This window comes from Microcoleus sp. EPA2, assembly GCA_020882975.1.
Lineage (GTDB): Bacteria > Cyanobacteriota > Cyanobacteriia > Cyanobacteriales > Microcoleaceae > Microcoleus.
Window position 1 is genome coordinate 35,756 of the sequence record JAHRFD010000012.1, and the last position, 23,199, is coordinate 58,954.

20 protein-coding genes are annotated in these 23,199 nt (G+C 44.0%); 13 read left to right on the forward strand and 7 right to left on the reverse strand.

From position 1 onward, the window contains the following. Nucleotides 1-50: 50 nt before the first annotated feature. The 3 genes from AAFP14_RS12915 to AAFP14_RS12925 all read left to right on the forward strand — a co-directional run bounded on the left by AAFP14_RS12915 (nucleotide 51) and on the right by AAFP14_RS12925 (nucleotide 9,772). Nucleotides 51-1,640: a glycoside hydrolase family 57 protein gene (locus AAFP14_RS12915; RefSeq protein ID WP_341732655.1), complete on the forward strand. Its 1,590-nt coding sequence runs from the start codon at nucleotides 51-53 to the stop codon at nucleotides 1,638-1,640. A 252-nt stretch (nucleotides 1,641-1,892) separates the two neighbouring features. Then, the gene (locus AAFP14_RS12920) at nucleotides 1,893-8,264 is read left to right on the forward strand and encodes a hybrid sensor histidine kinase/response regulator (protein ID WP_341732656.1); all 6,372 of its coding nucleotides are present in this window, start codon (nucleotides 1,893-1,895) and stop codon (nucleotides 8,262-8,264) included. An 11-nt stretch (nucleotides 8,265-8,275) separates the two neighbouring features. Further along, nucleotides 8,276-9,772 (forward strand): hybrid sensor histidine kinase/response regulator, encoded by a 1,497-nt coding sequence (locus tag AAFP14_RS12925; RefSeq protein ID WP_341732657.1) that lies wholly within the window; start codon nucleotides 8,276-8,278, stop codon nucleotides 9,770-9,772. 19 nt (nucleotides 9,773-9,791) lie between these two features. Here the strand turns inward: AAFP14_RS12925 and AAFP14_RS12930 are convergent, their stop codons facing one another. Beyond that, entirely contained in the window at nucleotides 9,792-10,223 is a 432-nt protein-coding gene (locus tag AAFP14_RS12930; RefSeq protein ID WP_341732658.1) for a DUF6335 family protein, read from the reverse strand. Nucleotides 10,224-10,427: 204 nt separating this feature from the next. Beyond that, nucleotides 10,428-10,634, reverse strand: a complete 207-nt coding sequence (locus AAFP14_RS12935) for a hypothetical protein (protein WP_341732659.1) — start codon at nucleotides 10,632-10,634, stop codon at nucleotides 10,428-10,430. Nucleotides 10,635-10,799: 165 nt separating this feature from the next. Here AAFP14_RS12935 and AAFP14_RS12940 point away from each other — a divergent pair, with 165 nt between their 5' ends. Beyond that, nucleotides 10,800-11,210 (forward strand): peptide chain release factor 1, encoded by a 411-nt coding sequence (locus tag AAFP14_RS12940; RefSeq protein ID WP_341732660.1) that lies wholly within the window; start codon nucleotides 10,800-10,802, stop codon nucleotides 11,208-11,210. A gap of 28 nt (nucleotides 11,211-11,238) precedes the next feature. Here the strand turns inward: AAFP14_RS12940 and AAFP14_RS12945 are convergent, their stop codons facing one another. Then, nucleotides 11,239-11,493, reverse strand: a complete 255-nt coding sequence (locus tag AAFP14_RS12945; protein ID WP_341732661.1) for a hypothetical protein — start codon at nucleotides 11,491-11,493, stop codon at nucleotides 11,239-11,241. 27 nt (nucleotides 11,494-11,520) lie between these two features. On the opposite strand from AAFP14_RS12945, the gene AAFP14_RS12950 reads away from it, so the two are divergent. The 8 genes from AAFP14_RS12950 to AAFP14_RS12985 all read left to right on the forward strand — a co-directional run bounded on the left by AAFP14_RS12950 (nucleotide 11,521) and on the right by AAFP14_RS12985 (nucleotide 20,015). Next, the gene (locus AAFP14_RS12950; protein WP_341732662.1) at nucleotides 11,521-12,372 is read left to right on the forward strand and encodes an ABC transporter permease; all 852 of its coding nucleotides are present in this window, start codon (nucleotides 11,521-11,523) and stop codon (nucleotides 12,370-12,372) included. A 77-nt stretch (nucleotides 12,373-12,449) separates the two neighbouring features. Beyond that, nucleotides 12,450-13,304: an ABC transporter permease gene (locus AAFP14_RS12955; RefSeq protein WP_341732663.1), complete on the forward strand. Its 855-nt coding sequence runs from the start codon at nucleotides 12,450-12,452 to the stop codon at nucleotides 13,302-13,304. A 50-nt stretch (nucleotides 13,305-13,354) separates the two neighbouring features. After that, nucleotides 13,355-14,416 (forward strand): ABC transporter substrate-binding protein, encoded by a 1,062-nt coding sequence (locus AAFP14_RS12960; protein ID WP_341732664.1) that lies wholly within the window; start codon nucleotides 13,355-13,357, stop codon nucleotides 14,414-14,416. A 39-nt stretch (nucleotides 14,417-14,455) separates the two neighbouring features. Then, nucleotides 14,456-15,544 carry an ABC transporter ATP-binding protein gene (locus AAFP14_RS12965; RefSeq protein ID WP_341732665.1) on the forward strand — a complete coding sequence of 363 codons (1,089 nt, stop codon included), beginning with the start codon at nucleotides 14,456-14,458 and terminating at the stop codon, nucleotides 15,542-15,544. Between the two features lie 76 nt (nucleotides 15,545-15,620). Beyond that, nucleotides 15,621-16,478 (forward strand): thiazole synthase, encoded by an 858-nt coding sequence (locus tag AAFP14_RS12970; protein ID WP_341732666.1) that lies wholly within the window; start codon nucleotides 15,621-15,623, stop codon nucleotides 16,476-16,478. A 69-nt stretch (nucleotides 16,479-16,547) separates the two neighbouring features. Then, the gene (gene psb34, locus AAFP14_RS12975) at nucleotides 16,548-16,715 is read left to right on the forward strand and encodes a photosystem II assembly protein Psb34 (protein ID WP_015177107.1); all 168 of its coding nucleotides are present in this window, start codon (nucleotides 16,548-16,550) and stop codon (nucleotides 16,713-16,715) included. Between the two features lie 327 nt (nucleotides 16,716-17,042). Beyond that, the gene (locus AAFP14_RS12980; protein ID WP_341732667.1) at nucleotides 17,043-19,223 is read left to right on the forward strand and encodes a tetratricopeptide repeat protein; all 2,181 of its coding nucleotides are present in this window, start codon (nucleotides 17,043-17,045) and stop codon (nucleotides 19,221-19,223) included. Between the two features lie 93 nt (nucleotides 19,224-19,316). After that, nucleotides 19,317-20,015 carry a response regulator transcription factor gene (locus AAFP14_RS12985; RefSeq protein WP_341732668.1) on the forward strand — a complete coding sequence of 233 codons (699 nt, stop codon included), beginning with the start codon at nucleotides 19,317-19,319 and terminating at the stop codon, nucleotides 20,013-20,015. Nucleotides 20,016-20,077: 62 nt separating this feature from the next. Here AAFP14_RS12985 and hemG read toward each other — a convergent pair whose 3' ends face one another. Both hemG and AAFP14_RS12995 read right to left on the reverse strand, forming a co-directional pair. Continuing rightward, nucleotides 20,078-21,523 (reverse strand): protoporphyrinogen oxidase, encoded by a 1,446-nt coding sequence (hemG, locus tag AAFP14_RS12990; RefSeq protein WP_341732669.1) that lies wholly within the window; start codon nucleotides 21,521-21,523, stop codon nucleotides 20,078-20,080. A gap of 186 nt (nucleotides 21,524-21,709) precedes the next feature. Next, the gene (locus tag AAFP14_RS12995) at nucleotides 21,710-21,955 is read right to left on the reverse strand and encodes a DUF2811 domain-containing protein (protein ID WP_340517738.1); all 246 of its coding nucleotides are present in this window, start codon (nucleotides 21,953-21,955) and stop codon (nucleotides 21,710-21,712) included. A gap of 312 nt (nucleotides 21,956-22,267) precedes the next feature. Here AAFP14_RS12995 and AAFP14_RS13000 point away from each other — a divergent pair, with 312 nt between their 5' ends. Beyond that, entirely contained in the window at nucleotides 22,268-22,399 is a 132-nt protein-coding gene (locus AAFP14_RS13000) for a hypothetical protein (protein ID WP_341732670.1), read from the forward strand. Nucleotides 22,400-22,652: 253 nt separating this feature from the next. Here AAFP14_RS13000 and AAFP14_RS13005 read toward each other — a convergent pair whose 3' ends face one another. Further along, entirely contained in the window at nucleotides 22,653-23,084 is a 432-nt protein-coding gene (locus tag AAFP14_RS13005) for a GUN4 domain-containing protein (protein ID WP_341732671.1), read from the reverse strand. Beyond that, entirely contained in the window at nucleotides 23,047-23,190 is a 144-nt protein-coding gene (locus tag AAFP14_RS13010) for a hypothetical protein (RefSeq protein ID WP_341732672.1), read from the reverse strand. Before AAFP14_RS13010 ends, AAFP14_RS13005 begins: the two co-directional genes overlap by 38 nt. Between the last annotated feature and the right edge of the window lie 9 nt (nucleotides 23,191-23,199).

The following is a 23,199-nucleotide window of genomic DNA, read 5'->3' on the forward strand; positions in this document are numbered from 1 at the left end:
AAACAGTTCCTAACTCGTGTCAGTTTATTAACTGCTGGATCAAAATAATTATGACTACTGGCTACCTCGCCCTCGTGCTTCACGCCCACCTACCCTTTGTCCGCCATCCCGAAAGCGACTATGTTTTAGAAGAAGAATGGCTGTTTGAGGCGATCGCCGAAACCTACATTCCGCTACTACAAGTTTTTGAAGGACTAAAGCGGGACGGCATCGACTTTAAAATTACCATGAGCATGACACCGCCCTTGATTGCCATGCTACGGGACCCCCTGCTACAAGACCGATTCGACGAGCACCTGGCAAAACTCGAAGAATTAATCGAACTGGAAAGGTCACACAATAGCGGCAACGGTCATCTCCGCTACTTAGCCGAACACTACGCCACCCATTTCTCTCAAGTCCGCAACTTCTGGGAAAGGTACGATCGAGATTTAGTCACAGCCTTCAAACAACACCAAGACACCAACAACCTCGAAATCATCACCTGCGGAGCCACCCACGGCTATTTACCGCTGATGAAAATGTACCCAGAAGCAGTTTGGGCACAAATTCAAGTAGCCTGCGACAACTACGAACAAAACTTCGGCCGTCGTCCCAACGGCATTTGGCTACCCGAATGCGCCTACTACGAAGGCTTAGAGCGAATGTTAGCCGACGCGGGTCTACGATACTTCCTCACAGACGGCCACGGCATCCTCTACGCCCGCCCGCGCCCCCGCTACGGTAGCTACGCCCCCATTTTCACCGAAAGCGGAGTAGCAGCATTCGGTAGAGATCACGAATCTTCCCAGCAAGTTTGGTCTTCGGAAGTCGGCTATCCAGGTGCAGCAGAATACCGAGAATTCTACAAAGATTTGGGCTGGGAAGCAGATTACGAGTACATAAAGCCCTACATCATGCCCAACGGCCAGCGGAAAAATACCGGGATTAAGTATCATAAAATCACCGGTCGCGGACTAAGTTTAGGCGACAAACAGTTATACGATCCATACTGGGCGAGAGAAAAAGCCGCCGAACACGCCAGCAACTTTGCCTTCAACCGCGAACGCCAAGTCGAACACCTCAACGGCATTATGCAGCGCCCACCGATTATAGTTTCCCCCTACGACGCAGAACTTTTCGGTCACTGGTGGTACGAAGGGCCTTGGTTCTTAGACTACCTGTTCCGCAAGAGTTGGTACGACCAAAATACCTACGAGATGACCCATTTGGCAGATTATTTGCGCGCCAATCCGACTCAGCAAGTTTGTCGCCCCTCCCAGTCTAGTTGGGGATATCGCGGTTTCCATGAGTATTGGTTGAACGATACGAATGCTTGGATTTACCCCCATTTGCACAAGGCTGCGGAACGGATGATTGAGTTGGGAAGTATGGAACCGGAAGATGAGTTGCAATGTCGTGCTTTGAATCAGGCGGCGCGGGAAGTGTTGTTAGCTCAATCTTCTGACTGGGCGTTTATCATGCGTACAGGGACAATGGTCCCCTATGCAGTGCGACGGACTCGATCGCACTTAATGCGCTTTCACAAACTCTATGATGAAGTAAAACAAAGGAAAGTAGATTCTGGTTGGTTGGAGAAAGTTGAGGAGATTGACAATATTTTCCCTGAAATCAACTATCGCGTTTATCGATCGCTTTAAACAGTTATATTACTCGTCCCCAGGCCCAGAGACCCTGGGGGCAATTCTCTCCATCCAGCCATCCATTCAATTTTCCTCCCCTCATGTCCCCCCCTTAATCAGAGGGGGACATGACAGTTTATGGGTTGCCTTTCTACGCGATATTACTTAGATATTCATGCTTATTTAAGACCAAGCTATATACTTAATGACAATCCTAAAGACTCCATACTATAATCTAGTAACCTATCCCCACATCTAAATGATTAAAATATGATTTTCCTAACAGGCTATCAAATAACTGAAAAAGTTTATACGGGAGTCAATACGGTTATTTATCGGGGAATCTGGGAAAAACATAACTTGCCTGTCATTGTCAAAATACCGATCGCAGAGTATCCCACTCTCGAAGAAATTACTCGGTTGAGACACGAATATAAAATTAGAAAACCCCTAGAAAACATCGCGGGAATCATCAATTGTTATCGAACCGAAAATCATCAAAATGCTATTGCACTAATATTAGAAGACTGCGGGGGTATTGGTTTATCTGATTTTCTGAGAAATACAAAACTGACTTTAAAGCTTTTTTTAGAAATAGGTATCCAGCTAGCTCAAGGGTTAGACAGTATTCATAAAAATGAAATAATTCACAAAGATATAAAACCTCAAAATATCATCATAAATCCCAGCAATAATTGCGTCAAAATAACTGACTTTAGCATCGCTTCCCGCTTGATTAGAGAAAACGCAACTGCCAGCTATGCTAACTTGCTCGAAGGCACGTTAGCTTATATGTCGCCCGAACAAACTGGTAGAATGAATCGGGCGATCGACTATCGCAGCGATTTCTATTCGTTAGGTGTCACTTTTTATCAGATGCTGACTGGTGAATTACCATTTAGTGCGATCGACCCTTTAGAATTAGTTCACTGTCACATCGCCCGCACCGCGCCCTCTCCACAGAGTTTAAATCCCGAAATACCCGAAGCAATTTCTGGAATTGTGATGAAACTGTTGGCGAAAACAGCGGAAAATCGTTATCAAACTGCTGAAGGTTTAAAGTTTGATTTAGAAACTTGTCTGGCGAAGCTGCAAGCACCCAGTGGTACTATATCTGATTTTATTCCCGGAAATGCCGATCGGGCCAGTCAATTGCTCATACCCCAAAAACTCTACGGTAGAGAAACCGAAGTAGCTACTTTACTCAGCGCTTTTGAGAGAGTTAGCGGTGGAAACCCCCCCCAACCCCCCCTTATTAAGGGGGGGCTTTCGGAGTCGCCTCCCCTTATTAAGGGGGGGCTTTCGGAGTCGCCTTCCCTTATTAACGGGGGGGTTTCGGAGTCGCCCCTTAATCAAGTAGGGCTTTCGGAGTCGCCTTCCCTTATTAAGGGGGGGCTTTCGGAGTCGCCCCTTAATCAAGTAGGGGTTTCGGAGTCGCCCCTTAATCAAGTAGGGCTTTCGGAGTCGCCACTTAATCAAGGGGGGCTTTCTTCCTTAGCAAGCGGGGCTGGGGGGGTAGAATTGATCCTGGTTTCCGGTTATTCGGGGATTGGCAAAACTGCGATCGTCAATGAAGTGCAGAAACCCATTGTACGGCAGCGCGGCTATTTTATTTCGGGGAAGTTCGACCAATTTAAACGCAATATTCCCTACGCTTCTTTAATTCAAGCATTCCAGTCATTAATTCAGCAGTTACTAACAGAAAGTGATGCCTCCATCCAAACTTGGCAACAGAAACTCCTAGCAGCTTTGGGAGCTAACGGCAAAGTTGTGGCAGACGTGATTCCCGAAATTGAATTAATTCTAGGCAAACAGCCGGAAGTAGCGCAATTGGGACCAACAGAATCACAAAACAGATTTAATCGAGTATTTAAACAATTCATCAGCGTGTTTACCGCCAAGGAACACCCTCTGGTGATTTTTTTAGACGATTTACAGTGGGCTGATTCCGCATCGCTGAAATTAATCGAACTGCTAGTGACAGACTCAGAAACCAAATATTTACTAATAATAGGAGCCTATCGAGACAACGAAGTCAGTCCCAGCCATCCGCTGATGGTCACCATTGAAAACATCACCACAACCCAAGCAGCCACCAAACAAATCGTCAGCAACATCATTCTCGAACCATTAAATTTACGTCATGTCAAAGAATTAATAACTGATACTTTGAAATGTCAATTTTCCCAAAAAATCGAGCTGCTGGCAGAGCTACTTTTCAACAAAACTCAAGGAAATCCTTTCTTTTTCACTCAATTACTCCGAACTCTGTATCAAGAAAATTTGTTAGTTTACGACTTTCAATCGGGCGCGTGGCAGTGGGATATCGAACAAATCCAAGCGATTGGAATTACTGACTGCAATGTGGTGGAGTTAGTTGCTCGAAATATTAGAAAATTGCCGGCGGTGGCCCAGTTAGCATTAAAATTAGCAGCTTGTATTGGCAACCAGTTTAATTTACAAGTGCTGGCAATTGTTAGCGAAAAATCTCAGACAGAAACAGCCTTAGACCTCTGGGATGCGCTTCAGGCAGGTTTGATTTTGCCCCTGAGCAACGATTACAAAATTCCGCTGGTTTTTGAAGGAGCAGAAACCGGGCCGACAGGGCTGCAAGATGTGAAGGTTGACTATAAGTTTTTGCATGACAGAGTGCAGCAAGCAGCTTATTCTTTAATCCCCCAAGAGCAGAAACAAGAAACTCACTTAAAAATAGGTAAATTGCTGCTGCAAAATACTCCTGCTGATGCCAGAAAAGACAATATTTTTGCTCTGGTAAATCAACTGAATTTCGGTATCGATGGAAGCACAGGAGGATTGCCCCTACTGAATTCTGAACCAGAAAAAATTGAGTTAGCAGAACTCAATCTGATGGCAGGTCAAAAAGCGAAGGAAGCAGCAGCTTTTGAGGCTGCTCTCAGGTATTTTAATCGGGGAATTGAACTCCTAAATTTTCTCTATCGCACTGGTGGGGAGTCAAGTCAAGTTCAGTCAAGTTGGCAGAATCATTATGACTTGACTCTGGCTCTTTATACAGAGGCAATGGAAGCCGAATATCTGAATACCAATTTACAGCAAGCTGAAACTATGGGTGAGTTAATCTTGCAGCAAGCTACTACTCAGTTAGATGCGGTAAAGGTATACGAGATTAAAATCCAAATGTATATAAACACCTTGCAGATGCTGAGAGCTTTGGATACGGGATTGCAAGCTTTGGCAACTCTGGGTTTTTCCCGCTCAACTATCCAGAATTTGGCTGGGAATGAGGTGATACTTCCTGAGTTTGAAGATTTAGACAATTTACCAAAAATGACCGAGCCTGAGCTGATAGCAGTCATCAAATTACTGCAATCTATTACTATTCCGGCTTTAGGTGTAGAACCAGAGATTGGTGTCCAAATTGTTTTTGTTCAAGTTAATCTTTGCATTCAACGAGGTTATTCAGCAATAGCTGCTTTATCCTATGTTTGGTACGGGACTATACTGTGTGCGTTGGGAGAAATTGAAAAAGGATATCACGCAGGCAAGTTGGCTGTGAAATTGTTAGATATATTTAATGGCAAGCCACTTATCTGTTCCGTTTACAATATGTTTAACTCTTTTATTAGACCGTGGAAAGAACACGCCAAAGAAAGTTTGGCTCCGTTGCAAGATGCGTTGCAGAATGGACTTGAGTTTGGCTGTTTAGACTATGTTGGTTATTGTCTTAGTAACTATTCCATCTATCTCTTTTTGAGTGGAGGGGAACTAGAATCGTTATTTAACAAGCAATTATCATATGTAAAGTTGAGCGAAGAAATAGGGAATCCATATATTGCGCTGGAAATAAATGTAGAAAGGCAACTAAATTTAAATTTGCAAGGTTTAGCAACTGATAAGTATCGGCTAATTGGAGAAGCAATTGATGAAGTTAGTTTGCTGTCAAAGTTGGAAGTTGCTAATAATGGTTGGACACTTTTTCATTTGTATATAGCTAAAGCAATTCTGCTTTATTTATTGAAAGATAGTGTTGGATCTGTTGCTAACATTTTGCAAGCATTAAAATACATTCAATCTATATTGGGGATTATGTATGTTGCTGTACACAATTTTTACTATTCGCTGGCTTTATTAGCTGTATATCCAACTGCTGATACTCAAGCAGAATATTTGCAGCAAGTGGAAGCCAATCAGGAAAAAATGCAGGATTGGGCTTTTCATGCACCGATGAATTTTCTGCATAAATACGAGTTGGTGGAAGCGGAAAAGGCGCGGGTGTTGGGGGACAATGATCGGGCGATAAATTATTACGATCGCGCAATCCAGCATTCCGGCGAACAGGGGTACATTCAGGAAGAAGCTTTAGCTAATGAATTAGCCGCCGAGTTTTATCTGTCTCTGGGAAGGGAGAAAGTTGCGAAAACCTATATGACGGATGCTTATTACTGCTACATCCGCTGGGGCGCGAATGGGAAAGTTGCTGATTTGGAGGAACGATATCCGCAGTTAATTGTGCGGATGCCGGAAATTGACACTTCTTTGCTCACCAATTATCCCACTTTTACTGTGACTTCTTCCACCGCCACCAGCGGTCACAATTTTCTAGATTTCGCTACAGTAATTAAAGCATCTCTTGCTATTTCCGGGGAAATTGTTTTAGATTCTTTGCTGGAAAAAATGATGAGAATTTTGCTGGAAAATGCTGGTGCCCAAACTGGTTGTATCATCGCGTCACAATCCGGTGAGTTTGTCGTAGAAGCTGCGGGAGAAGTTGACGGCGAAGTCTCGATTCGCCAAGATGCGGGATTGCTGTATGCTTATCCGCGATCGGTGATTAATTATGTCGATCGCACTCAGCAAGATGTTGTGCTAAATGATGCCCGCAGCGAGGCAATTTTCAACAACGACCCCTACATCGTTGAACGCCAGCCAAAATCGCTGTTATGCGCGCCGATCGTCTATCAGGGCAAATTAACCGCTATCCTGTATTTGGAAAATAACTTGACAAGCGACGCTTTTACAGCCGAACGTTTGGAAGTTTTGAAACTGCTTTCTTCCCAAGCTGCGATCGCCCTGGAAAATGCCCGTCTCTACGCTAACCTAGAAACGGCTAACCAACAATTAGTAGAATCTAACTTGACTCTGGAAGCAAAAGTTCAACAACGCACCCAGGAATTATCAGAAAAAAATGTGCTGCTGTCTCAAGAAATTCAAGAAAGGCAAAAAGCCGAAGCAGCAGCCAAAGCAGCCAGTCTTGCTAAAAGCGACTTTTTGGCTAATATGAGCCACGAATTGAGAACGCCACTAAACGGTATTTTAGGTTACGCTCAAATCTTCCAACGAGACAAACATTTGACCAAACAACAACAAGATGGAATTCGGATTATTCACCGCTGTGGCGAACATTTGCTGGCTTTAATTGAGGATGTTTTAGATATTTCTAAAATTGAAGCGCGGAAGATGGAATTAAAACCGACAGAGTTTAATTTGAGCGAATTTATTCAAGGCATAACTGCGATTTGTCGTATCCGGGCTAGCCAAAAAAACATAGCTTTTAACTGCGAATATTTATCAGCGATTCCCAGGGCGATCGCCACTGATGAAAAGAAGTTGCGACAAATTTTGATTAATTTGATCGGCAATGCAGTTAAGTTTACTGAAGTTGGCGGTGTTACTTTTAAAATTTCAGCAAGTGAAAGGACAGAAGTCCTCACCACAAACCTGACAAATGTTAAAATTCGCTTTCAAATCGAAGATACTGGTATTGGGATAGCCACTAATGAATTGTCAAAGATATTTTCGCCGTTTGAACAGGTGGGAAATACTCCGCGCCATACGGAAGGAACCGGATTAGGATTAGCTATTAGCCACAAATTAGTGGAAATAATGGGTGGTGAATTGAAGGTAGAAAGCACTTTGGGAAAAGGTAGTATTTTCTGGTTTGAGTTGGAGTTACCGGAAGTTGATTGTGACACAGATAACAAGTATTTGCCACAAATAATCACGGGTTTTAAGGGCGCTATTCAAAAAATTTTGGTGGCCGATGACAAGTGGGAGAATCGCTCAGTTTTAGTGAATTTGCTCGAACCTTTGGGTTTTGAAACTATTGAGGCAATCGACGGGCAAGATTGTTTGAATAAAGCTCAGGAATTTCAGCCGGATTGCATTTTAATTGATTTGGTGATGCCGGTGATGGACGGATTTGAAGCGGTGCGACAAATTCGCAAGTTGCCCCAGTTGCAAGATGCGATCGCGATCGGCACTTCTGCTAGTGTTTATGAAGCTGAGAAACAGGAAAGTTTGGCAGCCGGATGTAATGCTTTTCTTTCCAAGCCGATTCGAGTCGAAGAACTTTTAGATTGCCTGCAAGTTCATTTAGGTTTAGAATGGATCTATGAGCAATCAGAAAATCGGCTCGCTGACTCTGAAGTCTCCCAAGGATCGTCGAAAATTCTATCTCAAGAAATGATTGCTCCTGGGCCAGGAGAAATAAATATACTATTTGATTTAGCGATGATGGGAGACTTGGCAGGTATTCAAACACAAGCAGAAAAACTGGGCAAACTTGATGTTAAATATCTGCCTTTTGCTAACCATCTAACTCAATTGGCTAAGAAATTTGAAGAAGAAAAAATTTTAGAGTGGGTGCAAAAATACAGGAGTTAGTGAAAAAAAATATGAGCAGTTTACAGTGGGAACAGAACACTATATTAATTGTCGATGACAATCCCAATAATTTAGCAGTTCTGTTTGAGTTTTTGACAGCATCGGCATTTAAAGTTTTAGTGGCGAGAACGGGGGAAAGTGCGATTACAAAAGCTGAGTATTCCCTGCCGGATTTGATTTTGCTGGATGTGGTGATGCCTGGTATTGATGGGTTTGAAACTTGTCAGCGTTTGAAAGCAAATGATTCCACAAAAGACATCCCGATAATTTTCATGACAGCGCTGGATGAGACGGAAAATAAGGTAAAAGGGTTTGATTTAGGGGCGGTTGATTATGTTACTAAGCCGATTCAAAATGAAGAAGTTCTAGCTCGTGTCAAAGCGCATTTGAGCATTCGTAACTTGACGAAAAAACTTCAGGCTCAAAACGAACAAATGCAGCAGGAAATTGCCGATCGCCAACTAGCTCAAGTCAGCCTGCGACAACTAGCTGAGCAATTGGAAAAACGAGTAGCAGAACGCACTGATGAACTTTCTAAAACTAACGATCTGCTTAAACAAGAGGTTAAAGAGCGACAACAAGTCCAGGAAAATTTGCAGAAATCTCTGTTAGAACTCCAGCAGGCTCAAACTCTCCTGATTCAAAACGAAAAAATGTCAGCTTTGGGGCAAATGGTGGCGGGTATTGCTCACGAAATTAACAATCCCGTGAATTTTATTTGTGGCAATCTCAACTACGTTCGCGACTATACTCAAGATATTTTGAGTGTACTCAATCTTTACCAGAAGCACTATCCAGATCCACCAGTGGAAATAGAAACCAAAGCCGATGCTGTCGATCTAGAATTCATCAAAAAAGATTTGCTGAAGATGCTGGATTCGATGCAGGTTGGAGGCGATCGCATTCGGGAGCTCATCTTCTCCATGCGCTATTTTTCGCGGCAAGAAGGGCTGGAGATGAAGCAGATTAACCTCCACGAAAGTATTGACAGTACCCTGATGATTTTGAAAAATCGGTTGAAGTTTAAGCCGAACCGCCCCACCATTGAGGTGATTAAAAAGTATTCTCCTCAAGTGGTAAGTGTAGAGTGTTTGGGCGGCGAAATCAATCAGGTATTTATGAATATCTTGGCCAATGCGATCGATGCGATCGAAGAATCTATTATTGAGGGAAATACTGATGACATTAAACCTAATCTCTACCTGATTCAGGTTAGCACTGAACTCAGCAAATACAACACAGTAACTATTAAAATTTCCGACAGCGGGGCGGGAGTTAGCGAGGAAGTGCGGAGCAGAATATTTGACCCATTTTTTACTACGAAGCCGATCGGGAAAGGTACGGGAATTGGGCTGTCAATTAGCTGGCATATTGTAGTAGACAAGCACGGGGGGATGTTGCGCTGCACTTCCATTCCGGGAAAAGGGACTGAATTTGCGATCGAGTTACCAATTCAACAGCAAGTCCGAGACATGACAGCCTCTAGTCCCCAACCTGCGGGTTATTAAAAGCTGCAAGTTCGATCGATTAAATTGATGAATCCGATCGTTGCTGATAATCTTGTGCCGAACTTGGGTCTAGTTCCCACCGATTGTCATCTCGATGTTCTAGCATCTGAGTTGTGTCCAAAATAGCCCCATCGGCCATTTCTATGCCCGCAGCAACTCCGAGTTCATCCACCATATTCAGGTCAGGATTGGGAGCGCTTCCCCCCACCAATTCCTCACCAGTGGCACTTTCTTGTTCCGCAGCAGCAACATCGCCATCGCTCTGGCTGATTGAGGAACTGGCTGAAGTGTATTCCGAACTGTGGTCATTCAGAGTCGAGATCTCGTCTTCAGTCAATCCCGGTTCCTGGATCGCTCCGGTGCCGTAAGATTCGGTAATTTCTTGAGGTAATTCGTCCCAATTATCTGCTTCTTCTATTGCTTTTTCTGCGGTTGTCTTATGCTTTTTCACGATACTTACTCCTATTTTTTGAGCGCCGTTGAATTGAGAACTTAAGCTTTTTTCCAGGTTCCTTTCCCCCTGCATTATTTTTAATTGCTATTTGGGTTATTGACTTCTATCTACGGCAATATTTTAAATTTATATTAGCTCTTTCATTAGGAGTAGCGATCGCCTTTTGTCACAGGCGATCGCTGTTTGATGCTCAGGCTAATTCTATTCCGGGAAATCAGGAATTACCCATTTGGGGGGTGCATTCCGTTTTTTTCTCACCGCTTCCTCCGCTATCTCCAGGATTTTGTCGAGGGAAGTATTTTCAATAAAACTTGACGTTGCCGCTGCGTATTCCCGCTTCGGGCACTTGTCGCCCAAAACGCACCCATTGACGCAAGCTACAGCACAATCGACACTGTTTTCCACCATAACTTTTTTCCTTGACGCTTCTAACAACTAAATAGATACGTACTCTTGGTTAATTTGTCAAGAGACTTGGCTCTATCTTTATTTTACTTTACAAAGCACAATCAAAGGGCGATCGACTCAGGTAAATTACTATAAAATCTAAGTAACCTACATAATCTCTAGCTCATGAGCGATTTTCTGCGCCGCTTAAAAATTTTACCTTGGCGAGAAATGCTGCAAATTGCCGCGATCGTCAACTTGACTGTTTTGGGAATAGAACTATTCTTAGTATGGAGTGCGATCGCGATTCCCCCCATCAGCAACGCTCTGATGTTACTCTACAGCTCCTCCCTAGGAACATTGATACCTGTAGTTACAGCCGTGGGAATAGGCGCTCTAGCCGTTTATTTTTTAGAATATTGGCAACAGCAATTTTTATTGAACCGGGCTAATTTGTGGCTGTTAGTTTTCTGTTTAGTCCTAGGTTTATTTTTCAAGTCTCTGTTGTTACCTCCATTTTTCATAAGTTTATCGGAAATTACACCCATAGCAGTTGCGGTGGGAGTTTTTTGGAAAGGTAGACCTTATTGGAGATAGTTACGGGTTATTTGTTATGGGTTATTAATTATTGGTTCCTAGCGACGACTGACTTCCTCAGAATAAAGGAATAAATTCCTGACGAGAAACCTTGGGGACTAACTGGAACAATAAAGGATAAAATTAACTCAATTTCCTCTAAAATGTTTGCAAACATCGCGATTTTGTAAGGGCGAAGCATCACCGCTGTAAATCTCTGGCGCGAGCTAATAAATTGTTTGCGGTCATGATTCGCCCCTACGAATATATTTGCTAAACCCAGATCCACCCAAATGTTTGGCATTGTCCACTGATTTTGTTGAAATTAATAATGACTGTCAAAACACGCCAACAGACTAACCTATTACTCTTACTATTTCCTGCTACCGCCTGGTTAATAATTTTCTTCATTTTGCCTGTGCTAATTGTACTTTTGTACAGTTTTCTAGAACGCGGCACCTATGGTGGCGTTACTTGGATATTTACTCTTAGCAACTACCAAGGTTTGTTCAGCGGACTTTTTTGGGGGGTAATTGGTCGATCGCTCTGGCTGGCTTTTCTGACAACTGTGGCTTGTCTTTTAGTTGGCTATCCCCTAGCATTCTTGATTGCTACCCGTTCTCCCCGCTGGCGAAATGCCTTACTGTTGCTCGTAATTATTCCATTTTGGACTAACTTTTTAGTCAGAACCTACGCCTGGATTATCTTGCTGCGAAGTGAAGGAGTGATTAACACAGCCTTGCAAAATTTGCATATTATTACCGAACCATTAAATTTGCTATTTACACCTTTCGCTGTGGCGATCGGTCTAATTTATGGTTATTTACCTTTCATGGTTCTGCCATTATATTCTAGCATAGAACGATTTAATTTTTCATTAGTAGAAGCCGCTCAAGATTTGGGGGCTAATGATATTCGCACTTTTTGGCGTGTATTTTTGCCTTTGACTACTCGCGGGATTGTTGCAGGTTCCATTCTGGTTTTTGTCCCCGCCATTGGTGCTTTCGTTACCCCAGATATATTGGGTGGTTCTAAAACAATGATGGTGGGAAATCTGATTCAAAATCAGTTTTTTAAAGCCCGTGACTGGCCTTTTGGTTCGGCCCTTTCTATGCTATTAACAGTAATAGTTTTGATTCCGGTATTGATTTATTTCCGCCTGTCCGATCAAACTGAAAGTTAACAATTAACTGTTAATCCGGCGCTGACCAATGACTAATAACTAATAACCAATGACTAATAACTAATAACCAATGACTAATGACTAAACTAGATTTACGTGTTCGGGCGATCGGTAAAAAGTGGCTTTGGATACAAGCTACACTAGCATTTGCTTTTCTCTACCTGCCAATTCTGATCTTAATTATTTACTCCTTCAATAGCTCCAAATTTAACGCCATTTGGCGGGGTTTTACCCTCGATTGGTATCGCAGCTTATTCAGCGATGTCGGTACTCTCGGCATGGCTAGCAGTAGCAGTGCCGGAATTTGGACAGCACTCAACAACAGTTTACTGATTGCTACTATTTCGACTCTGCTAGCCACAGTTTTGGGTACAGCCATCGCCCTCGCACTGGAACGCTTTCATTTTCCGGGGCGCAAAGCAGTAGAAACTTTACTGTTTTTGCCGATAATTATGCCCGAAATTACCATCGGGATTTCGTTGCTAGTTTTCTTTACCCTAGTATTTCGTATCCTCGAAAATCTAACTGGAATTCGCATCAATCTCGGTTTACCTACAGTAATTATCGGTCATGTTACCTTTAATATTTCATTTGTGACTATTACTGTCAGGGCCCGTTTGGCAGAACTAGATCCGATATTAGAACAAGCAGCTTTTGACTTGGGTGCTAACGAATGGCGGACTTTTTGGCGGATCACCTTACCTCTAATTTGGCCTAGTGTTTTTAGCGGGGCACTGCTAGCTTTTACTTTGTCTCTTGACGATTTCGTGGTGACATTTTTTACTACAGGTGTGGGTTCAATGACGCTACCGCTATTTGTTTATGGCATGATAAAATTTGCTGTAACACCAGCAATTAATGCGCTCTCCACTTTGATGTTGTTGGCTTCCTTCTTGCTGGTTTTGTCCTCATTGAGAGTGAAAAGAAGTTAAAAAAATGCTTTTTGTGTCATAATTAATTTCACTTGCGACTAACAAAACCTATGAAACGCCTGCTGACTTTATTGTTTTTGTTTATGATTAGTGCCTTAGTGCCTTTTGGCTGTAGCAGCCAAGGTGCTAACCAGCAACAAGTGCTCAGCATTTACAACTATGCCTCCTATATCGCCCCAGATGCGATCGCCCAATTCGAGAAAGAGAACAATGTCAAGATTCAATACGATACTTTCGAGAACAGCGACGCACTTTACGCCAAACTCAAACAGGGAAATCCCGGTTATGATGTCATATTTCCCGCAGATTACATGGTAAAAATCATGGCTAAGGAAAATTTACTCGAACCGCTGAATATCAATAATATCCCCAACCATAAAAACCTCGATGATAAATATATTAATCAAACCTTTGACCCTGGTAATAAATATTCTTTACCCTATCAGTGGGGAACTATGGGCATTGGTTACAATCTCAAAGTAACTAAGGGCGAAATTAATAGTTGGGCATCAATGTTCGACTCGAAATATGCGGGAAAAATCGCATGGCAAGATGATGCGAGATACACTTTTGCTGGGCTTTTGATTTATTTAGGATTCGATCCCAACACCACTAATCCTGAAGAAATTAACAAAGCCCGTGATTTGTTGCTAAAAAATAAAAATTTGATTGCTGCTTTTGTCCCCGATACTGGTCAAACTATGTTAGATCAAGGCGAAGTAAATCTGACAATGGAATGGAGTGGCGATATCTTCCAAGTTATGAAAGAGAATCCTAACCTCCGCTATGCTATTCCGAAAGAAGGAACTATTATCTTTTCTGACAATATGGCCATTCCCAAAGGCGCTGTTCGCAAAGAGTTAGCAGAGAAATTTATTAACTTTATTTTGCAGCCAGAAGTAGGGGCTAAAATTTCTAATTTTACTCACTTTGGTTCGCCGAATAAAGTAGCAATAGATAAAGGTTTAATCGACCCGCAAGATTTAAAAAATCCTCAAATATACCCCAAGCCAGAGGTGTTTGCTAAAATGAAATTTTTGGAGGATGTCGGGAAAGCCACTGCATTGTACGATCGAGCTTGGACTGAAGTGAAAGCAGGTGCAGGGAAATAAAATGATGGGATTGCTCTACTAGAGGGAACTTTTAACACAATGCACGCCGTAGAACTCCGGGAAATTTCCAAAGTATTTAAAACTGTTCGCAGCGAAGATTTTTTGGCTGTAGATAACATCAATTTGCAGATTGAAAAAAAAGAGTTTTTTTCAATACTCGGCCCTTCCGGCTGCGGAAAAACTACGACTTTGCGAATGATTGCGGGATTTGAAATGCCGACGACGGGGGAAATTTATATTCACGGTGAAGCGATCCAAAATCAATTGCCATTTCATCGTCCTGTGAATACAGTATTTCAAAACTATGCTTTGTTTCCACACATGACAGTAGCACAAAATGTTGCTTTTGGGTTGGAAATGGAAAATTTATCGAAGCAAATAATTCGCGATCGCCTTGCAGAAGTGTTAAAGTTAGTGCAGTTAAATGATGTAGAAAAACGCTATCCCCGCCAACTTTCAGGGGGACAACAGCAACGAGTAGCATTAGCGAGGGCCTTAGTCAAACAGCCTGGGGTTTTGCTTTTGGATGAACCTCTGGGGGCGCTGGATTTAAAATTGCGAAAAGAGATGCAATTAGAATTGAAAAAAATTCAGCGCAGGTTGGGGATTACGTTTATTTATGTGACTCACGATCAGGAAGAGGCGTTAACGATGTCGGACAGAATTGCGGTGATGGATGGCGGAAAATTGCAACAAGTGGGAACGCCTGTTGAGATTTATGAATATCCAAAAACGCGGTTTGTTGCTGAGTTTATCGGTGAGAGTAATTTCTTGACTGGCCGTGTGGTGTCCAAGGAAAGTGGTACAATTATAGTGTTAGTTGACCAACACTTACCTGTGTTAGTTGCTACCACTGACGATCTGCCGGCGGGAAAGGTTGTCACCTTAGTTTTACGACCTGAAAAAGTTGCTATTTATCCGGGTAATTATGAGGCGGAAAATACTTGGCCGGGAACTGTAACAGAGGTGGTTTATATTGGCACTGACACTCGGTATACGGTGCGGTTAACTACGAAAAGCTCGATCGCGATTCGGAGACAAAATTTACACAGAGATGACTTGCAGCGGTACAAAATGGGCGATCGGGTGCAAGTAGCTGTCTCGCCAGACAGTATTTGTATTTTGTGAATTTTTATAAAAGGTGCGGAGAATTGTTTCTTTGCCCGCTGTCAAGTCGAACAAAAAATTAGGGAGAAAGTTAAAAATGAAAGATACTTTTAATGAATTGAAAGAAATTATACAAATACCTACGGCAACTCCATCTTTTGACAAGCCTCTAATGATTGCTGGCAAAACTTTTCATTCTCGTTTAATGACTGGTACGGGAAAATATCGCAGCATTGCAGAAATGCAGCAAAGTGTCAATGCTAGTAGGTGTGAAATTGTGACTGTGGCTGTGCGGCGCGTGCAAACCAATGCTCCCGGTCATGAAGGATTGGCGGAAGCTCTGGATTGGACTAAAATTTGGATGCTGCCCAATACTGCGGGTTGTCAAACTGCGGATGAGGCGATTAGGGTGGCTCGTTTGGGTAGGGAAATGGCGAAGCTTTTAGGTCAGGAAGATAATAATTTTGTGAAGTTAGAAGTGATTCCTGATGCTAAATATTTGCTGCCCGATCCGATCGGCACTTTGGAAGCAGCAGAAAAATTAGTCAAGGAAGGTTTTGCTGTTTTGCCTTACATCAATGCCGATCCCCTGTTGGCAAAACGCCTAGAAGAAGTTGGTTGTGCGACTGTGATGCCTTTAGGTTCCCCCATCGGTTCGGGACAAGGAATCAACAATGCTGCCAATATTCAAATAATTATTGACACGGTAAAGATTCCTGTGGTGGTGGATGCGGGGATCGGGACACCTAGTGAAGCTGCACAAGCAATGGAAATGGGGGCTGATGCACTGTTAATTAATTCGGCGATCGCCAATGCCCAAAATTCTCCAGCAATGGCAAAAGCAATGGGAATGGCGACGGAAGCAGGGCGTTTAGCGTACTTAGCAGGTAGAATGCCGATCAAAGATTATGCGATCGCTTCTTCTCCCCAAACAGGTACTGTAACCTCAAAATAAATTCTTGAATTTTCGTGGGTAGTTTTTTGGTAAAGTTGTAAACATCAAAAACACTAAGGATTGTGACTAATGCCTTACATCAAGGACGACGATGGACGCTTGAACAACTTTGCTAAAGAGCCAAAGGTGTATGAAGCCGTACCTCCCAACAAAAACCAGCAACGAAACTACATCATCATGGGTATTGCCGCGGCGATGTTAGTTGCAGGTTTGGTGTTTGTGGCTGCTTCTGTCTAGAAACAGGGCTGAGATTCAAAGTAGATTCAAATCGCGATTTTAAATAACTGTTGAGAAAACCATGTTTCTAGACAAATGGAAACATGGTTTTTGTGCTTCAATAACAAGCAGGAAGTCCTAAAAGTCCTGAGCAACGCCACACGAGCTGAAAGACTACATAAGACCAAAAGCATTAGAAACAAAAAAATCAGGACGGGGTTGGGACCTGAATTTTAGGTCAAAAATATACAATAGCTAGTTGAAAATCTACCCTAAACAAGCTCCCAGATTTACCTGTGGGCATAAATCTAAAATCTAAAATCTAAAATCTAAAATCGCCAGACTCTGATGTCTATTCCTTCCCAAAAAGTTTCTAACTCAAACAAGCTGATTTACCAACGCTTGAAACAGGCACTTGAACTGAATTTGCGCCGTCAAATTTTTATCGCCGCCTGCGATGACTTGTGCTTGCGGGACTGTCTAGCAGCCCGCTTAGAGGCAGAATTGACTGCCACAGCCACCGGCGAAATATTTCGATCGCCGATCGCAATTCCGCGATTTGTCAGCTTGCAACTCAACCTGGCCGATCCGAATCCTTGGGGTGCGATCGCCGCATGGTTGACCGAAAATCCACCGCCCCAAAATTCGCGCAGCTACAGCCCCTTGCCAGGATTTCAAATTTTGGGGGCCGAACACCTGACTCGGCACTCAGCGGCCGTCCAGTGGTCTTTCCTGAGCCATTTGAGAGACATCGAAACACACCTGCAAGTGTGGGAGTCCACTCTGTTACTGTGGGTGTCGCGACCTTGGCTGAGTTCGATCGAACAATCAGCCCCCGAATTTTGGCACTGGCGAACCGGAGTATTTGAGTTTGAAGGGGAACCAACACCATCCCCCCGCCATTGGGACTTCGGAGAGCGGCAGGAATTGGGCGAGGAATTTTTAAGTTCCCTATCTCCTGTGACAAATTCCCCCTTAGTAACTCCCAATTCTCCATCCCCAACATCAAACTCTGAGTCTATTGAACTAGCAGATTTAACGCTACCAACACCGGCCCCGGAGTTGACCACTTACAATCGGGCCGCCGAGGCGGAAAATGTGCAGCAGTTGCAAACTCTGCAATACATCGAACTGTTGCAAGAAAATCAATGTTCCTCCGAATCCTTGGCTTTGGCTTATCAAAGTTTGGGGAATTTCTACCGCGATCGCATTCAAGCCGGAGACGCTTCTTGGCAAAACTTAACCATTGCCATTGGTGCGATCGAACAAGTGATTCAATACCTACAAATAGATCGCCACCAACACCAAAATCAACCACCAACTCCCAAATGCGCGCTACTAATTGACGAATTCAAAAACCACTTAATTGAATATATTCAGGAGTCAAATCACCTACTGCCAATTTCCGATTTGTGCAACGACCTCGGCACTCTCTACTGGATGTTATCTCGCCTGCAACCAAGCTATACCGAAACAAATGACACCGAGGAACCCACGACTTTAGATCCAGTATTTTGCTTGCTTCGCAGCATCGGCCTCTACCGACAAGGTTTAAACAAAAAAGATGGGTCTTTGACACTGCAAACCCGTGCTCGATTAAACAAAAATTTGGGCATCGCCTTGGCTGATTTAGCCCGCTATCAAGACAAAACCGAAAACTTGCAGCAAGCAGTTACAGCCTATCAGCAAGCGCTGTTGGATATTGACTCCCGGACGGAACCTCAACAGTATGCAGCAGCTCAAAATAATTTGGCGACAGCATACTGGAGTTTAGCTCAAGATGGTCAGCCGATCGTCTACCTCAAAAGTGCGATCGCCGCTTATTCCCAGGCCCTGACCTGCTACAATCCATCTACAGAACCGCTCAACTATGCAGGAGTGCAAAACAACATTGGTACGGCGTGCTGGAATCTCGCCCAGCATCAACCGGAAGAAATTCTGCTGGTAAGGGCGATCGCGGCCTATCGCGAAGCCTTAAAATACCGCACCAGAGAATTAGTCCCCGCCGCCGCCGCCGCCACTCAAAACAATCTCGGTACAGCTTATTGGCATTTGGCCAACAACTTCCAGCAACAACGGGCCAGGACAGAATCCTTGCAGCAGGCTATTTTAGCCTACGAAACTGCCCTGGATATCGCCTCGCAGCTCGATCGCACCCAACTCACCTTTGACACCTTAGCCGCCCGCAGCAATCTGGGACTAGCCCACTATCAACTAGCTACAGACCCTGATTTCGCTGCCAACAAAGCCGCACAGACACAACACTTAGAAGCAGCGCTGCACCACCAGTTACAAGTTTGCGCCACCTGGGAACAGCATCTTCAGGACAAAGAGTTAACATATGGAGATAAACTAAATCTACAACCCGACGATGCCAACTCCCAAGCTATCGATGGTCGGCAAACAGCTTTGAGCTATATTGTCAAAACGATTAGAGCTTTCTATAGTGAATGTGGGCTGCCCGGCCAAAACTTAGCCTTATCCAAAGTTCCAGGAGATTTGTTGCCGGAAATCCTGCGTAGGTTATAACTATTAAAAGCTGAATTGTTCCCAGATATGTATCCAGTTTTCTATTATTATGGTTAAACATTCTGCCCTAATTATTCAAACAAAATTGTGGTCATGACCCCAGAAAAAATCCTTGTGGTTGATGACGACCCGGCAATCCGAAATTTAATTCACCGTTTTTTAAGTCAGCAAGGTTATCAAGTTGAGTCTGGCGAGGACGGTCACACTGGTATGGAATTATTTAAGCAACTAAATCCTAATTTAGTGATTTTGGATGTAAATTTACCCGATACCACCGGCTACAGTTTGTGTAAACAAATGCAAAAGGAGACGGGCGTTTTTGTCGTCATGCTAACTAGCCGCACCGATGAAAATGACAAGGTGATAGCCTTTGACTGCGGTGCCGACGACTACATTACTAAACCTTTCAGTCTCGTAGAGATTAAAATTCGCGTCGCAGCTCTTTTGAGGAGGTTGCGCCAGCAAAAAAATTCAGAAGAACCTGAAAGCCGTGTCTTCGGAAAGCTGGTTATAGATCCCTTAAGTCGCGAGGTGACTCTGGGTGGTCAAATAGTTGCTTTGACTGCACTGGAATTCGATTTGCTCTACTGTTTGGCCAGCAAACCAGGTCGCGTCTGGAGGCGTGCGGAATTGCTGCAAGAAGTCTGGGACTATGAGTATGTAGGAGCCGATCGCGTAGTCGATGTCCATATCGGTCAAATTCGTCGCAAAATCGAACCCGATAGTAATCAAAATTCCATGATTCAAACTGTGCGGGGCGTGGGCTACAAATTTGTTGAGACAACTAGCTAGAAACTGTCAAGACCCCCGAATTCCTCCGTGGGGTCTGTTTCTTCACCCAAATCTTCAATCCCTTAGCGGGTTTCTTGTAAATATTTACTAACTGCGATCGCCCTTTCCAAACCCAGTCGCACACAATCTCCCAAAGCCACTCCGCCAACGTAATTACTACACAAATACATCCCTGGCAAAGATTTTAAGCCTCGATCGATCTGTTGAAGGCGATCGAGATGCCCCAAATTATACTGAGGAATCGCCTGTTTCCAGAGCTTCACCGCCAACACCTTCGGCTGTGGCACATTCGGTTTGAGCAAAATGCGAGACAAATCTCGATGCACCTCAGCCACAATTTGTTCGGGGTCAAGATTGCCAATACCCGAATCCGTAGCCCCACCGATGTAACTCGTCAGAGTTTGCCAACCCGCCGGTGCCCGCGAGGCAAATAAACTGGAAGTCCAAATCGTTCCCAGAGTGCGAATTCCCTGCCCCCTCGGAATTAAATTTCCAAATCCCACCAATTTACCATTGACATCGGACAGCGGATATGCTAAGACCACACAGGCAACAGTAGGGTAAGTAAAAGCTTGTAAAGTGCTGCTAACTTCCGGTTGCAGAGATTGCAACAAATCCGCAGCCACATAAGCAGGCGTTGTCAGCACCACAGTCCGAGTCTCAACTTGTTGCGGTCCGTCGGGGGTAGAGAATTCCGCAATATAAGTTTTATGTTCAGTACGCTGCAAACCTGTTAGATGCCAATTCAGTTTCAGGCGATCGCCCAAGGAAGCAGCGATCGCCTCTGGCAGAGCCTTCAGCCCCCCTTTAAACGAACCCAGCTCCCCCGGCTTAGTCTGAGGAATATTCGGGTCTGGAGGCATTTTTGGTGGCCGTTTCCTGGCAGAAAGCAGCGCCCCTGCCACCAGCCCACCACCAACATCAGCCATCTTTGTCACCCGACCAAAAGCAGCCGCCGCACTAAGTTGTTGAGGATCGCCTGCATAAACCCCAGACACAAAGGGCTCCACCAATCGCTGCATCACTTCCGTACCCAAATGTCGCCGGAAAAATTGAGAAACAGTTTCCTCCTCACCCTGCTGCGAAAGTGTAGCACCCATTGCCGGAGCCACAAAGCCCAAAGCCCCGAACAGAGCCCGCAGTTTCCCCGGAAAACTCAGCAACCGAGACTGAATCATCGCCCCAGGAGTCATCGGCACAGGTTGCAGCTTATTTTGCCAATATACAAAACGAGGCAATTTGCGATCGGCAAAAATCAACTCCTGCTTCAGCCCCACATCCACAGCCAACTTCATCAATTCCGGCGTCGGCGAAAAACTATTCGGGCCCTCCTCCCACAGAAACCCATGCCCTGTAGAAGTTGTGATATTCCCGCCCACACGTCCCTGACTCTCAGCAACTAAAATCTTCAGGGGAGTTCCAGTCTTTGCTTCCTTGTGCAGTGCGTGGGCCAGACTCAAGCCGGTAATACCAGCACCCACAATCAACGTGTCTACTCGGTTCGTCATTGGTAAATGCTAATTGGTAACTACTAATTGTTGACATACTCCGTTCTTCAACCTCAGAAAATCGTCAACTTACTCAGAGAACCATTTTAGCGTAATCGATGAAGACGCTTAGGGAAGTTTAGATAGTCAGCAGTTTCAACCCTATTTTCTGGTAAGTGCCACGCCAAATCAGAGATGTTAAGCGTGCTATACATTATTGCTGTGCAAGTCTTGAGGCGACTGAAACAGCGTCTCCAGATAAACTCTTGCCGCTTGGCGATAGCTACGAGAAGCCTCCGGGGTGCCACTGTCGGCATTCTGCAACAAAAACAGCGACAAAGAAGCACAGAAAACTCGGTCTAGATCCCATTCAGGATGAGTTTCCAAGTAGGTTTTGAGGGAATCATGCAGCGTTTCGGGAATTTCGGCAAAAATACTGACTGTTGGGTTCATCATTTTTTTTAGTCTCGCTAATAAATTGAAAATAGAACCCACCTTTCGGCCGGATACAGGTGTAGACACTGCCGAAACCAGAGCATTTTTTTTAGGTAGGTCGCATCATTGTGCGCTATGAGGGGGTAGGTTTGTCAATGTGGCGAAATATTACAAAGTCCTTTAGATAAAAAAAAGATTTACGCAATAATCAGGCTTTGAGTACATTTTTTGTTACATATTTTTATATTCTTTAGAAAAACCGAGGGATGGGGGAGCAGGTTAACAAAATCCCCAATACCGCAGCAAGATCCGACAGCGCCGTTGATTTCTGTGGAAAACTTTGTCAAATCTGTGGAAAACCTGCAACTTGCCTGTGGAAACGTTGTGGAATATGGCGGAAAAACTAAGGGAAAAAATAAGAATTACGAAGGGGGATGGATATTGTTGATGCTGGATGGTTGACCAAAAAAAACAGTCCTGCCCACCTGCCCCAGCAGGGTGGTTTCAGGCAAGAATAGAAAAAACTTTGGGGAGTTGGTTGGCCAAAGCCATTTGTGCTTGTGGTGCTGTACCTCGCTAATATTTTTTTACTTCAACGGTTTCATCGCCGTTGATGCCGATTTCTAGGGTTTATCCGGCTAGTTGGTTTGTGTGTGGAATGTTTCGGCTGGGGCGATGTCTAATTGGATTAATAAAATCCTGAAACGTTTAGATGTTACAGTCTACAAATCTCGACGCGAGAGAAGAGAACCTCCTCCAGCCCATCCCCTATCACCTCATAAGGAAGATGACCTTGCACCGCAAACTCTGAAAAAGTGAGGTTGTGGTAGTACACCGATTGGTTATTTTTTCTCCAGCCTACCTTGTGGCCAAACTTTTGGCAAACTTCCCTATCGTATTCACTGGTTCCCCCCAGACTTTGATAGATGTGCTTCTGCACAGAAAAGCCAAAGCGCCCATTACTGTATTTTACCCAAAGTTGGTCAATGGTTCGCAAGTCCTGGCAGGGGAATTTTTCAATACTTTCTCTATTCAGCCATCCTCTTTTTTCCCTACCCCCCACCTTCAACATCACTCTCACCGTTTCCTCATCGGCTTCTTTCCACTTTTTAGCTGCCAATAAATTCCGCAAGTTTATATAATCCATTGATGTTTTCGCGTTGCAGGTTTGCTGCTGCTTGTAGTTCGATTAGTTTTTTTTCGGCTTTGGTTTCATCACTGGCTTTTTGGGAGATGTCTAATATCTTAAACAAAAAAAAATC